This is a genomic window from Flavobacterium sp. CG_23.5 (assembly GCF_017875765.1).
In the GTDB taxonomy this organism is placed as follows: domain Bacteria; phylum Bacteroidota; class Bacteroidia; order Flavobacteriales; family Flavobacteriaceae; genus Flavobacterium.
This window is the reverse complement of the sequence record NZ_JAGGNA010000001.1, coordinates 724,539-739,088: the sequence shown is the minus strand read 5'-3', so window position 1 is coordinate 739,088 and position 14,550 is coordinate 724,539. Positions and strand designations below refer to the sequence as shown.

Sequence of the window (14,550 nt, the reverse complement as noted above, 5' to 3'; positions counted from 1 at the left end):
GCTGTAAATTTTTTAAATAAAAAAGGCTGTTGTTACCAACAGCCCTTCCGACTTAAACCAAAAATAAACTTAACCAAACTTTATTTTAAAATATAATGTATTCCACCCGTGCTATTTGCATAAGCAGTTTACTTCATATCGATTTACTATTTAACCATATCCTTTTTAGTTTGTCATTATTGTTTTAAAAAAATCATTTTATAAAAGCACTATTAAACAAAGCGCTTTTTTAAGTGTTTTACTACTTAAAAGTTTCATTTAATGTTTCAGAAGTTTCATTTTCAAATTCATTTTCTGAAATTAAAACTTCTTCTTCAACATTTGTTTTTGGCGTTATTTTACCAACTTTACAATAGCTTCGAGAAACTAAATGTGCTTCATTTTCTGATTTTTCCATTTTTAATATATCTTAAATTAACTCAAATATCGTCTAAGTACCCAGGCCATTGTTTCATGTTGCTCCATTAAACCGGTAAGGAAATCAGCAGTTCCTGCATCTTTATTTTCTTCGGCACACAGATCCACATCTTTTCGTAATTGAACAATAACGGTTTCATGATCATCTAATAATTCTTTTTTCATTTCCTTTTGGGAAGGATAATGGTTTGGAGATTCCTTAAGAATTGTCATTTCTGAAAATTCTTTCATTGTACCAATTGTTTTTCCTCCAAGCTTACTGATGCGTTCTGCAATTTCATCAATCGATTCTTCCAATTGTTTGTACTGTCCTTCAAATAATTTGTGTAGTTCCATGAAATTCTCACCCGCTATATTCCAATGAAATTTTCTTAATTTGATATATAATGTCATTTCATTAGCTAAGATCGAAGTAAGAAAAGCGTTGCTTTTTTGTAAATGACTTTCTGTAATTCCTATTTGTGGTTTCATAATATGTTGTATTATTATTAGTATTATTATTTTAAATATTCGTTAAGCTTTAACAATCATTTTACCAATGTTTTCTCCTTTGAAAAGTCCAAGAAGTGCTTTTGGTAGTTGGTCAAAACCATTTTCGATTGTTTCTGTAAATTTTAATTTCTCGTCTTTTACCCATTTTGATAGATGCTGAATACCTTCCGGAAACTCATTTTGAAAATTACTTACGATAAAACCCTGCATTAATACGCTTCTGGTAAGCAACATAGGTTGTATTCGCGGTCCTACAGGTATTTCAGTAGAATTGTACAAAGAAATTTGCCCACACAAAGCAATTCTTGCGTGAAAATTTATGTTTGCAATAACGGCATCCGAAATTTCGCCGCCTACATTATCAAAATAAATATCAACACCATCTGGACATAAGGTCGCAATAGCTTTTGTTATGTTTTTAATGGTTTTATAATTGATGGCTTCATCAAAACCAAATTCAGTCTTCAGTAATTCGGTTTTTTCATCGGAACCCGCTATTCCTATGACCCGGCACCCTTGAATTTTTGCTATTTGTCCTACAACTACTCCTACAGCTCCCGCGGCTCCGGAGATAACAACGGTTTCTCCAGATTTAGGTTTGCATATATGCATTAGACCAAAATAAGCGGTTAAACCGGTCATTCCTAAAACACCTAAATAGTAACTAGCCGGTGCTATAGAAGTGTCAATTTTTTTTATACTTTTTTCCGAAATGGTAAACTTTTCTTTCCAAGGAAGCGTTCCTGATACGATATCGCCTGTTTTAAAATTATCTGATTTACTGTCCAAGACTTTTGCAATGACACCCCCTTGAATAGCCTCATCAATCTTAAAAGGTGCTGAATACGATTTGGCATCATTCATTCTACCACGCATATAAGGATCAACTGAATAATACATTCCTTCCAGTAAAACTTCCCCATTTTGAATTTCAGGAACCTCAATATTCTCCATCTTGAAATTGTCGAGAGTAGGGGATCCTTTCGGTCTGGATGCTAATACTATTTGTTTTGTATTCATAATCTCTTATTTTATTTATACAGAATGCGACTCAACTCTTGCTAAATTCCTTGATGTTAAATGCCAATAATTTGAATTCTTTCTATTCGTATATTATAGAGGATCTGAAAGACCACTTACGCGAATAAGTTTTTTATTGACAAATTCTTGAATTCCTAATTCTGATAATTCTCTTCCATATCCAGAACCTTTAGTACCTCCAAAAGGTAGATCTGATTGTGTCCAAGTTGGGTGATTGATAAATACCATACCTGCGTCGATTTTATCCGCTACACTTTTTCCACGTTCTATGTCTTGGGTAAAAATGGAACAACCCAAACCAAAGCTAGAGTCATTAGCTAAATCAATCGCTTCTTGTTCATTTTTAACACGATAAAAAGAAGCTACCGGTCCAAATAATTCTTCATAATAGGCAGGTATTTCAGGAGTTAAATCAGTTAAAATGGTTGGTTCCATAAAATTTCCAGGATTATCCATTCTTTTACCTCCAATCAAAACTTTTGCTCCTGCATCAACTGATCTTTTTACCTGATCTAATAAATGTACAATGGCGTCCTCACTACTTAATGGTCCAAGTTCTGTTTTGGAATCCATTGGATCACCTACAACTAAATTGGATAATTTTTCTTTAAATTTTTTAATGAATTCATCCGCAATTGCTTCAACTGCAATGAACCTTTTTGAAGCTATACAACATTCACCGTTGTTATTAATTCGACCTATAACTCCCCATTCTACAGCTTTATCAATATCAGCATCATCAAGGATAATAAAGGCATCACTACCACCTAGTTCCAAAACGGATTTTTTTAAATGTTTACCAGCTTCTGCTGCTATACTTGCGCCAGCTGCTTCGCTACCGGTCAATGATACGCCTTTGATTCTTTTATCAGAAACTAGAGCAGATGCTCGTTTTCCAGATATTAAAAGATTCGTGTAAACGCCATTTGGAGCACCAGCTTCATTAAACAATTCTTCAATCGCCACAGCACATTGTGGAACCAGTGAGGCATGCTTTACAAGAACGGTATTACCCACCATTATATTTGGAGCTGCAAAACGGGCTACTTGGTAAAATGGAAAATTCCAAGGTTCTACACCTAAAATTACTCCTATCGGACTGCAACGAACCAAAGCGCTTCCTAATTTTGGTTCTAATTGTTTATCAGCTAAAAATTCAGCAGCATTATCTGCGTAATAGTCAAAAATATCGGCACCTAATACGATTTCACCTTCTGCTTGAGCAATAAGTTTTCCCATTTCCAAGGTTATAATTTTGGCAAGGGATTCCTTTTTCTCACGCATTAATTTGGCAACTTTATGAAGTATATCGGCGCGTTGTTTATAACTTGTTTCTCTCCATTCTGTAAATGTCTTTGCAGATTTAGCTATTAGAGTATCTACTGTTTTGTCAGTCATTTCTTCAAATGATTTAACAACTTTATTAGTAAACGGATTAACGGTTTGAATTGGCATAATATTTATTTTTTAAAAATTAACATTAAATTTATTTTAAAGATTTAGAAGTTCCATACATCGCTTCATATTTGGTTACAATGTCGGATTCACCTATTGAAGTAAAAATATCTTCTAAACGCTTGATATGATCTTTTGTAAAATTATAATGAATGGTAAGTGCAGTCACTAACTCTTTCGTCGCAGCTTTTTTAATCATTATGGGAATAGATATCATTAAAGCTTTTTCTGCAAAATATATTTCTTTAAGTTCATCTACAAAAATATTGCGACAACCTTGTTTTATTTCGGTTGTTGCTTTATCAGAATTTCCTTTTACTTCTTGAACTTTTCCTTTTTTATCAATACTAGTGTCGGTACTTTTCATTTGATCTCTTTTTAATACAGCTAATCTTAGCATATTGTAAATTTCCGTTTTATTCCCCTTTAAACCTTTACACAATTTCCTGAATGACTTACAACTTTCACACATTTGCATAAAACAGTGCTTTTAAAAAAGGCTTTTTTTACGCTATCTTTTCCATTCTCTCCAATGATAACCTCGAGGTGATTTTTCCAAGTACCCCTTTTTATCAGGGTTTATATGATTTGGTCTAGCCCAATAATCTTCTCTTTGTCTATATCTTCTTTCGTTATTATGCCACAGCAAACCTCCTTCAATCCAAATAAAATTAGCGCTAGGACTAAGAGGTCTTACCACTTCAACATAAGTGGGTTCTTGGTCAACATAACCATGGAACAGACACTAAGTACTAATGCAATTACTCTCAAAACTATTAGTAAAAACAGCTTTTTTCATGGTTTAGACTTTAAAGATTAACAATTTAATTTTTAGAGTTTCACTTCATTTTCTAATGGCGCTCCTTTTTCAAAATCAGTGAAATTCTTTAGTGTTATAATTGCAATTTGATCTAAGGCTTCTTTGGTAAAAAAACCTTGATGTGGCGTAATTAATACATTGTGAAATGCTAATAATCGTTGAATTAAGTCATCTTGAATAATACTTTCTGATAAATCCTTAAAGAACAGATTTTCTTCTTGCTCATAAACGTCGATTCCCAGATACCCTAATTGTCCATTTTTTAAAGCAGCTATAGCGTCAGAGGTTTCAATTAAAGCTCCACGACTCGTATTGATCAGCATAGCTCCTTTTTTTATTTTAGAAAAGGCTAAACGGTTAAAGAGATGTTTTGTGTCTGTGTTTAATGGACAGTGGAGCGAAATGATATCAGAGTTTTTCAAAATTTCATTCAAGGTCCTATATTCAACTCCTTTATCTTTTAATTTTTCCGATTCATAAACGTCATGTGCAAGAACTTTACAGCCAAATCCCAACATGATTTGGCAAAAAGCAGTTCCAATTTTTCCTGTTCCAATTACTCCGACCGTTTTTCCGTAAAGATTGAATCCAATTAGGTTTTCCAATGAAAAATTACTCTCTCGAACTCTGTTATAGACTTTATGAGTTTTCCTGTTTAAAGTCAGAATTAATGCTATAGCGTGTTCAGCTACTGCTTGTGGCGAGTATGCAGGAACCCGAGTCACTTTTATATTTTTAATTTTAGCAGCTTCAATATCCACATTATTAAAACCTGCGCATCGTAAATCAATTAGTTTGACACCTATTATTGATAATTTGTCAATAGTCAGAGCATCAATTTTGTCATTTACAAATATGCAAACAGCTTCAAATCCTAAAGCTAAATTAGTGGTGTCAGCAGTTAACGGAGCTTCAAAATAAATCAACTCATGTTTATGGTCCATATTGAATTTATCTAAAAATTCTCGATCATGTGGTTTTGAACTGAATACAGCTATTTTCATATTTATTTTTTAGAATTTGTATTTTTGATTAGCGTCGTTTTAAGATTATGACGGATGAATTATGAGAACTATTTTAATAAGCTGATTTCCAACACACTAAATTAGTTTTTTTAATCTAAAGTATATTGTAAAATTTACTTAAAGAATTTCAAAATTCAAGTGTTTTATTGATTGGAAGGTTTCTTTTACTGGAGACTTCAAAAGAAAGTTTGTTATGCCAACTATTGCTGTCAGTTGCAATAATTGTATTATTATTATTATTATTATTAAAATTTTAAACTTTATAATTCATTGCGGAAGTAATTGAAAAAGGTTTAAATTAAACAATAATAATATAAAATGATAAAATCCCTCTGAATTTTAAAAAATCCAGAGAGATTTATTCGATATTTTACCAAGAAGAATGTCCAAATTTTAATTTGGTACCTGAAGAAATTTTCTTATTAAAGGAAGACAATGCAGGCAGGATTACAATGCAATTGGATTTACTATTTTGCTAATCTGTTTCAAAAAAAATGTAGGTCAATTTTAAACAAACTAGCAAAAAAACGGTCTATGATTCGTCTTTTGTTGTGCGAACTAAGCTAATACCAGATACGAAGAATACTATACCTAGTACACCATAAATAATAAGTGCTTTAACATCTTGTGTCTCTCCAGAAGTGCTAGAAAACACAACCGCAGTATAAATTAGACCACCTATTCCGAGAGCAGTAAGTAACGCTCCAAAGATTCTTTTAAGATTCATAATTTTTATTTTAAAGGGTTTTTATATATAACTAAATTTTAGAAAAGTTCTTGTTTAAAACTTATTTAGCTAAAAAAAATTGATGTTTTTAACATCTGTTTTATTTATCAGAAATAAAGATACAAAAACTTAATTAGCACATTTAATGCATTTTAATAAAGTTAAACAAATGTAAAATATTTATAAAACATAATTGTTTCACGATTTTGTGAAAAATTTATATTATTCACAGATTGTCATTTTTAGAATATTTTTATAAAAAAAAAGACTGCCCGTTAAGGCAGCCTCTCATGAAAATAATAATATTTTAATTTATTGTGGTTTAGTAACCGAATTCATTTGTAAAGTTACAGCAGTTTGTGCCATCATTCTTCCGTTGATTGTTGCCTCAGTCTGCAAATTGATACCGGTCATCCCTAATATGTTTCCTTCAAAATGACTAGTTGTTCCGCAGGTTACCGCATCTGAAACTACCCAAAAAATGTTTTTTGCTTGCGCACCTCCTGTTAATGTCATTCTAACAGCTGAACTCAATTTAAGAGTACCGGCCACTTGGAAAATAAAAACATCAGTTGAACTACCTGAAATAGTAATATCAGTTGGGATATTAAGCGCCGTTGTCCATTTATATAAACCAGGTGTAAGTGTTTTTCCACCTATATTTCCAGCTCCTAAATTTAAAAAATCAGGATTAGTTCGTCCTGCTGCATCCGTATAGGCTGTTTGCATATCACCAATAGCAACTGTCAATTTTGTAGCGTTAGTCACGCTGCACGGAAGTGGACCTGCAGCATCAACTGTGTATATTGTTCCTACCACTTCATTACATTTAACTAATATGGCAGCACCAGTAATTGGGCTTGATCCAATGTCACCAGTAATAGATGATTTATAGACGTCAGTAATTCCTGTTTTTGATAGGATTGCAAAATCTCCTGCAATACCAAGATTTACTGGATTCAATGAGCCTACTTTTGGTTGTACATTATAGGTTTCATTAACTGAAGAAAGAGGAGAACTTGAACTTTTTGAATTTGCCACTGCGGCTATAGTAGATGCTGAATTCTCAGTAGTATCATTAGTACAACTGGATAAAAAAACTACCGATAACATGGCAAGGGTAGAAAGCGTATTTCTTAATTTCATAACTCATTTATTTATTTTTGTGACTTATTTATCACCTTACAAATGTGAAGCTATAGCCTTTAAATAAGTTACAAAATTTTCATATTTAGTTATAACATTATCTTTTTTGAAAGAAAAATTAAAAAATTACTTAAAATATGATACTTTTTATGCTCCATCTAATTCTTTTCAATTTTTGAATTAAAAATATAGGAGTAATTGTTTTTAAGTATTTGAAAGGAGTACATTTTCTTATTCTATTCATTTCAATTTGGTATATCGATGAAAATGAATTGTATGACGAGGATACCAAGAGAAAATGAGTTAAATTAATAGTGTGTAATTTATAAATTGCCAATACATTAATCTAGCGAGATATTAGAGCAGGATGAAATATTGGCAATAATTTTAGCAATTAACCATTTTTGATTATCTCGAGTTCTTCCTCTAATTCATGGGATGATTGTACACAACATTCTTCCAGTTCGATGATTAAGTCCTCAATTTTATCTAAATGTTTTTCTTTGCTTGCATATTCCTGAATTTTTTTTGCCAAATCTTCAACATCGGAGCTGATACCCATAATTGAAAACGAAGGGATTATTTTATGCGCAGCAGCGCTTAATAATGGCCAGTTTTTTTCGTCAAAACTTTGTTTTATTGCCGAAATTATTGTTGGAGTTTGTATTAAATAAAGTGAGATCATTTCCGACATCAAATTTGCATTTGATTTTGTACGGGTTTTTAAATATTCTAAATTAATACATTTTATTTTTTTATTTTGAACTTGATCTTTTTGTTTGTTTTCAATACTCTTTATATCTTTTTCTGAAGGTTCATCCCTTTTAAGAATACTAACTATCTTACTGTATAATATACGTTCATCAAGAGGTTTTGCAATATAATCATTCATTCCTACCGCTTTGCATTTATCTAAATCTACTGTGGTGACGTCAGCAGTTAATGCAATTATAGGAATATTTAATTTCAATGTATTACGAATATATTTTGTGGCTTGAAATCCATTCATTTCTGGCATTTGCAAGTCCATCAAAATAATATCAAACTCATTTTTTTGTAATTTCTCAATTGCTATTTTACCGTTTTCAGCGATTTCATGATGGAAGCCAAAATCATCTAACAATGTTTTCATTAGTAATTGATTAAGCGCAATATCTTCGACAACTAAAACTCTTATGTTTTTTATTTTATGATCTAATTCAATTAATGTCGCTTCTGAAACAGGTTTTTCATTTGTTTTATTAAAGGTTAGTGAAAAAATAAATGTTGAACCAGCGTTAAATTTACTTTTTACACGAATATTTCCGCCTTGTGATTCTACTAGTTGTTTTACTATTGCAAGTCCTAATCCTGTTCCGCCATATAATCTGGAAGTTCCGCTGGATGCTTGTTGAAAATTTTCAAATATCCGTGCTATTTTTTCTTTAGGTATGCCTATACCAGTATCAGTAACTTCAAATTCAAGGATTACTTTTTCATTATCTTCATGCAACAGATGAACGCTTACCTCAATTGTACCATTATTTGTAAATTTAATAGCATTACTAACCAAATTTAAAATAATCTGATGCAAACGAATTGGATCGCCAAGAACAACTGTTGGGATTGTTGGATCAAATTGAGTTATTAATTCTAAATTTTTTTCTTGAATTTTTGTTTCAAAAAGACGCAACATAGCTTGGATAGAAGATTTTATTTTAAAAGGTTTCTTTTCAAATATCATTTTCCCGGCATCTACTTTTGCTAAATCGAGTATGTCATCTATAAGCACGATTAATGAATCACCGCTAATTTTTATGGCTTCTAAATATTTTTTTTGTTTTTGTGTTAATTCTGTTTTCAGAACTACTTTTGTAAAACCAATAATCGCATTCATGGGCGTGCGGATTTCATGGCTCATGTTAGACAAAAATTGTTGTTTTGATTTCATTGCTTCTTCTGCTAAATGCGTTGAAGCTTCTGCTTTACTTTTTGCATCTTCAGCAATTTGAGTGGCTAGTTCAGCAAAAATTCTTGCTTCTAGAGATTCTTTTTCGATTCTTCTTTGTATTGTTACATCTCTGGCAACAATTACAACTCCTAGTACATTTCCTCTATCATCTTTGTACACGGATCCGTTGAATAATACATCGGTAAGTTTACCGTCTTTGTTGCTAAGGGTTAAAGGAGAATCAGTTACCGATCCTTTTTCAAATACTTCCTGATAAACTTCACGGGCTTTTTGTGGCTCGGTAAAATGATCAAAGAAATTGGAATCCTTCAATTTAGTGCGCGATAAACCGGTTATTTTTACAGTCGCCTGATTCATGTCAGTAATTTTACCTTCAATGTTTAGGGTCATCAATGGATCAAGACTGGCTTCAATAAGGCTTGACGAATATTTTTCTTTAAGATAATAACGCGAGCGATCTGTGATATCTTCTATAGCGAGAAGAATTAACTGTTCACTACTCGTTTTTTGAATAATCAGTTGGGCATTTAACAACATTATTTTTTCCCCTATTCCTGCGAAGGTATGAGTCACTTCAAAATTTTCGAAGCCGTTATTTTTTGAAATAACATCGTTTAACACTGATCTTAATTTTGGAATATTCCATTGATTGTCCCCCAAGTCAAATAATAATTTCCCTTCCGTTTCTGCTTTTTCAACCAGAAATTTTTTGTAAAAAGATTTATTTGCAGATTTTACACTAAAATCTTTATGTAGAATAAGCATCGGTTCATGAATAGTAGCAATTATTGCCATAGAAAAATCATGTGCTTCAGTTAAAAGATTATGTCGCATTTGCAATTCCTGATTGGTGCAAATGAGTTCTTCATTAGTAGCTTCAATTTCTTCCTTTGAGGTCTCTAATTCTTCATTTAGAGTTTGAAATTCTTCATTAGATGAAACGATTTCTTCATTAGCTGCTTGTAATTCCTCATAAGTAGTTTCTTGCGATTCAATAATGGAAATCATTTCTGAACGCGTTTTATTTAACTCGTCAGTCAGTTTTTTTATTTTTAAGTCTTTTTGGGAAGAAATGAGGTTTCCATCTGTATCATTTTCATTACTTTGTACAACAGCTTCTTGAGGTTTAAATATAATAAGTAATAAAGGTTCATCCCATTCGTATTTTAGGGGCGTAACTTCAAACGACATCATCCGTAAAACCGAATCTATTTTTATTTCAATACCGGATTTGTGTACGGCTTCCTTTGTCTCAATAACTGTGTTGATCGCATTGCGAAGTTCAAAAGCAAACTCAGGCCGCGCCATTTTTAAAATATTAAGTGTCGCTTTACCATAGGCATATTCTAGATAAGTAGAGACCGGTCCTCTAAACTGTAGGATTTCCATGTCTTTGTTAACAACTGCACAGGCAGGCATATAAGTGGTAAGTAGAACAGAATCGATCACATCTTCTATACCAACAGGATTTAGACTTGTACTTTTCGAAGAGGGGATTGCTTTTTTATTAGACATATTTACGCGTGTAAAGCGGGGTGTTAATTCAAGTAATTTACCTATTCCCATATTATTTTTACGGGAATAAATTTTATACTTATTATTCATTGATGTAAAAAGTTGCGATGTTATACCAATACTTTCAGCCTTACCAAGCATTAAATAACCACTATCATTTAAAGCAAAATGAAGAGAGGAAAAGACCTTTTTTTGTGCAGCAGAATCAAAATAGATAAGAAGATTACAACAACTCACAAAATCCATACGAGAAAAAGGAGGATCACGTAAAATATTGTGAGGCGCAAATACGCACATATCACGAAGCTCTTTAACAATGCGGTAATTTTCGCCTACTTTTGTAAAATAGAGGTGTACATATTTTTTAGAAATGGTTTTCAAGTCATTGTGAGAATATTCACCAATACGGGCTTGTCTAATAGCATCTTCGCTAAGGTCTGTGGCAAAAATTTGAACCGGTGTCTTATTGTCGGTATCTTGCAAATCACTAATGATCATTGCAATGGAGTAGGCTTCCTGACCCGTTGAACAAGCTGGAACCCATATACGCAATGTTTCGTCAGCTTTTTTGCTTTTTAATAGTTTAGGAAGAAGAACAGTTTTTAGATATTGGAAAGTTTGTTTTTCTCTGAAAAAACTAGTGACATTAATCAGCAAATCTTTATATAAAATTTCTATCTCATTATTTTTTTCGAGCAAAAGCTTTACATATTCCTCCACAGTTTTTATACCATAGTGCTGCATTTTATGGCTAATTCTTCTCTTGATAGTCGCCATTTTATAATGACTAAAATCAACTCCAGTTTGTTTAAGTAAAAGTTCAAAAATAGTATTTAAATCGAAATTAGTATTTTTTAAAATTATTTCACTTACATTCTGTTTTTCATTATTATTTTTTAGAATAAAATTGTTTTGGCTAAGACGTACTAATTCAATTGCAATTTCTTCAGGAGGTAAAATGTAGTCTACGGCTCCTGCGGCGATTGCTGAATTAGGCATACTACTGGCTTGAGCAGTTTCATCTTGTGCAAACGTAATTCCTCCTGCTGCTTTAATCGTTTTTAATCCAATCATTCCATCATGTGCATACCCTGAAAGAACCACACCAATCACATTTGATTTATGAGTTTCTGCAAGTGAGGAAAAAAGAACATCTATTGATAAGTTAGTGCCCAATTTTTTTGGTCTTGGAAGCAACCTAATGTGTCCATCAACGACAGCAATTTCTTTATTGGGAGGCATTATGTAAACATTATTTGGAGCCATTTTCTCCATATTATCTATTTCCTGCACTTTCATTTTCGTAATCTTCGATAGGATAGAAGCGAGTAAACTTTTATGGTCAGGATTGAGATGCTGCGCATAAATAAAAGCCATACCAGTATTAGAAGGCAGGTTTTTTAATAAAATACTGACTGCTTCTAGTCCTCCCGCTGAAGCGCCAATAGCTACAACTGTAAACGGGTTTTTTTTAACTTCTTTTTCAGTAGTCAATTTATTCAGAGTTGGTTTCTTAGCTAATTTCATAATAGATTAAATATGTATTTTTTATAGTTATGAGATTGGCTACAATTTTTTGTTTCAGCCTGATCTTTTGGATATCTCATAATTAAAAATCTAAAAAAAAATATTTGATTAAAAGTAGGGAAATATGTTTTATAAATGGATTAATTGTACTTATTATAACACAAAGCACCAATGAATATTTGATCTGGACAAGAATAAATAGGCGGTGATCATTAAATGCCATTTTTAATTTTTATTAAGTTGTTCCTTTAATTTGATTTAAACCTGTAAAGAAACTTTTTAAAGTTGCATCATTAAATCATGTATTCCCTTATTTTTTCATTCTATTCTCTTTTTTCTCTACAATTTCATTAATATTTACCAGTTTAGGTTTTATTAAGATTACTTACTATTTTGCTGTATAATAGTTTCTCATCAACTGGTTTTGCAAGGTAATCATTCATTCCCACTGCTTTGCATTTTTCTAAATCAACAGTAGTTACGTCAGCAGTTAATGCAATAATGGGAATTGCTGATTTCAAAGTTTTTCTAATATATTCAGTAGTTTCATAGCCATTCATTTCTGGCATTTGTAAGTCCATCAGGATAATATCGTACTCATTTTCTTTAAGTTTTTCAATTGCTATTTTGCCATTCTCGGCAATATCCCGATCGAATCCAAAATCATCTAAAAGCGTTTTCATAAGCAATTGGTTGAGCGCTATATCTTCAACTACTAATACTTTTATATCTTTCATTTCTGAATCTAAAATCATTATCTCATCTTCCAATTCAGCATCGGCTTCTGTTTTTTGGAAACTTAAAGTAAAACTAAAAGTTGAACCTTCATTTACCGTGCTTTTGGCGCGAATACTACCACCTTGTGCTTCTATTAATTGTTTTACAATGGCTAACCCTAGTCCAGTTCCACCATATAATCTCGAGGTTTCACTGTTTGCCTGTTGGAAATTTTCAAAGATGGTTCCTATCTTTTCCGGGGATATACCGATTCCGGTATCTTTGACAGCAAATTTCAGAATAACAGTTTCAGCATCTTCATGTAATAAATCAACGCTTATCGTAATTTCGCCTTTTGTTGTAAATTTGATGGCATTACTCACCAGGTTTAAAATTATTTGATGCAAGCGAACTTGGTCTCCTACTAGAATACTTGGAATCTTGTTGTCGTATTCTTTAATAAATTGTAACTTTTGCTCTTGAATTTTTGTTTCAAATAAATGAAGCGTAGCTAAGATCGAAGACTTCATTTTGAAAGGTTTTTTCTCAAATGTCATTTTACCGGAATCAACTTTTGCTAAGTCAAGTATGTCGTCTATAAGTACGATTAATGCATCACCGCTTATTTTTATAGCGTTTAAATATTCTTTTTGTTTGGCTGCCAAATCTGTTCTAAGAATCACCTTTGTAAATCCAATGATTGCATTCATTGGTGTACGAATTTCGTGACTCATATTCGACAAGAATTGCTGTTTTGCGTTTAAGGCATTTTCAGCTATAGTAGTTGCATTTTCTGCTTTTATTTTTGCTTCCTCTGAAATTTTTGTGGATGCTTCCGCCAAAATTTTAGCTTCAATTAATTCAGTTTCATTTCTTTTCTGATCAGTAACATCTCTGGCAACAATGGCAACACCTAACACGTTTTCTTCATCATCTTTATACACGGAGCCGTTGAATAATACATCAATCAATTTATTGTTTTTATGACGAAGTATTAATGGAGAATCGGCAACAAACCCTTGTTCGAATACTTTTTGATATAATTCTCGAGCTTTCTGCGGATCAGTGAAATAATCAAAAAAGTTAGTGCCAATTAATTTTTTTCGAGACACCCCGGTTACTTTTACCGATGCATTATTCATATCTGTTATTTTCCCTTCTGGGCTAATTGCAAATAATGGATCATGACTTGCTTCAATAAGACTAAGAGAATATTCTGAAAGTAATTTTTGAGCGTGTAGATCAGTGTTAAGTTTCTTCAGTTGTTCTGCCTGAACTAATAATTCCTGATTTTTCTTATGTAAATCCACAAAAACAGCCACCTTTGCTTTTAATATTTCTGGTGAAAGCGGTTTAATCATATAGTCCACTGCACCGGCTTGATAGCCTTTGAAAACTTGCTGAGCATTGTCCATACTCGCCGTTAAAAAAATAATGGGAACATGTTTAAGATTTTCGATTTGGCGAATTAATTCTACCGTTTCAAATCCATCCATTTCAGGCATTTGCACGTCCATTAAAACCAGTGCAAAATCTTGTTCATGAAGAAGAATTTTTAAAGCTTCATTGCCTGAATTAGCTTTTACGCAAACATAATTCTCACCTGAAAGAATTACTTGTAAAGCAAATAAATTTTCCGGAAGATCATCAACCAATAAGATTTTAATAAGGCTATTTTCTTTCATTTTCAATAAAAATTATTCTGGCAATTTTATGT

General features: G+C 32.2%; 9 protein-coding genes. All 9 read right to left on the bottom strand.

Translation table 11 applies throughout. The features are described from left to right. Positions 1 to 241: 241 nt before the first annotated feature. Positions 242 to 397 (bottom strand): hypothetical protein, encoded by a 156-nt coding sequence (locus tag H4V97_RS03015; protein WP_209548865.1) that lies wholly within the window; start codon positions 395 to 397, stop codon positions 242 to 244. A 17-nt stretch (positions 398 to 414) separates the two neighbouring features. Further along, complete coding sequence (locus H4V97_RS03010) at positions 415 to 888, bottom strand: Dps family protein (RefSeq protein ID WP_196851020.1); 474 nt, start codon at positions 886 to 888, stop codon at positions 415 to 417. A gap of 42 nt (positions 889 to 930) precedes the next feature. Further along, positions 931 to 1,929 carry an NADP-dependent oxidoreductase gene (locus H4V97_RS03005; RefSeq protein ID WP_209548864.1) on the bottom strand — a complete coding sequence of 333 codons (999 nt, stop codon included), beginning with the start codon at positions 1,927 to 1,929 and terminating at the stop codon, positions 931 to 933. Between the two features lie 93 nt (positions 1,930 to 2,022). Then, positions 2,023 to 3,405, bottom strand: a complete 1,383-nt coding sequence (locus H4V97_RS03000) for an NAD-dependent succinate-semialdehyde dehydrogenase (RefSeq protein WP_209548863.1) — start codon at positions 3,403 to 3,405, stop codon at positions 2,023 to 2,025. 31 nt (positions 3,406 to 3,436) lie between these two features. Then, entirely contained in the window at positions 3,437 to 3,772 is a 336-nt protein-coding gene (locus H4V97_RS02995; protein WP_209548862.1) for a DUF892 family protein, read from the bottom strand. A 464-nt stretch (positions 3,773 to 4,236) separates the two neighbouring features. Beyond that, complete coding sequence (locus tag H4V97_RS02990; RefSeq protein ID WP_209548861.1) at positions 4,237 to 5,229, bottom strand: 2-hydroxyacid dehydrogenase; 993 nt, start codon at positions 5,227 to 5,229, stop codon at positions 4,237 to 4,239. A gap of 1,060 nt (positions 5,230 to 6,289) precedes the next feature. Then, positions 6,290 to 7,123: an ice-binding protein gene (locus H4V97_RS02985; protein WP_209548860.1), complete on the bottom strand. Its 834-nt coding sequence runs from the start codon at positions 7,121 to 7,123 to the stop codon at positions 6,290 to 6,292. A gap of 394 nt (positions 7,124 to 7,517) precedes the next feature. Further along, on the bottom strand, positions 7,518 to 12,116 hold the full coding sequence (locus H4V97_RS02980; RefSeq protein WP_209548859.1) for a chemotaxis protein CheB: 4,599 nt from the start codon (positions 12,114 to 12,116) through the stop codon (positions 7,518 to 7,520). Between the two features lie 365 nt (positions 12,117 to 12,481). Then, positions 12,482 to 14,518 (bottom strand): response regulator, encoded by a 2,037-nt coding sequence (locus tag H4V97_RS02975; RefSeq protein ID WP_245345180.1) that lies wholly within the window; start codon positions 14,516 to 14,518, stop codon positions 12,482 to 12,484. Positions 14,519 to 14,550 lie beyond the last annotated feature (32 nt).

Coding starts and splice junctions, on each gene's coding strand:
- H4V97_RS03015 (WP_209548865.1), bottom strand. CDS start 397: ATGGAAAAATCAGAAAATGAAGCACATTTAGTTTCTCGAAGCTATTGT.
- H4V97_RS03010 (WP_196851020.1), bottom strand. CDS start 888: ATGAAACCACAAATAGGAATTACAGAAAGTCATTTACAAAAAAGCAAC.
- H4V97_RS03005 (WP_209548864.1), bottom strand. CDS start 1,929: ATGAATACAAAACAAATAGTATTAGCATCCAGACCGAAAGGATCCCCT.
- H4V97_RS03000 (WP_209548863.1), bottom strand. CDS start 3,405: ATGCCAATTCAAACCGTTAATCCGTTTACTAATAAAGTTGTTAAATCA.
- H4V97_RS02995 (WP_209548862.1), bottom strand. CDS start 3,772: ATGAAAAGTACCGACACTAGTATTGATAAAAAAGGAAAAGTTCAAGAA.
- H4V97_RS02990 (WP_209548861.1), bottom strand. CDS start 5,229: ATGAAAATAGCTGTATTCAGTTCAAAACCACATGATCGAGAATTTTTA.
- H4V97_RS02985 (WP_209548860.1), bottom strand. CDS start 7,123: ATGAAATTAAGAAATACGCTTTCTACCCTTGCCATGTTATCGGTAGTT.
- H4V97_RS02980 (WP_209548859.1), bottom strand. CDS start 12,116: ATGAAATTAGCTAAGAAACCAACTCTGAATAAATTGACTACTGAAAAA.
- H4V97_RS02975 (WP_245345180.1), bottom strand. CDS start 14,518: ATGAAAGAAAATAGCCTTATTAAAATCTTATTGGTTGATGATCTTCCG.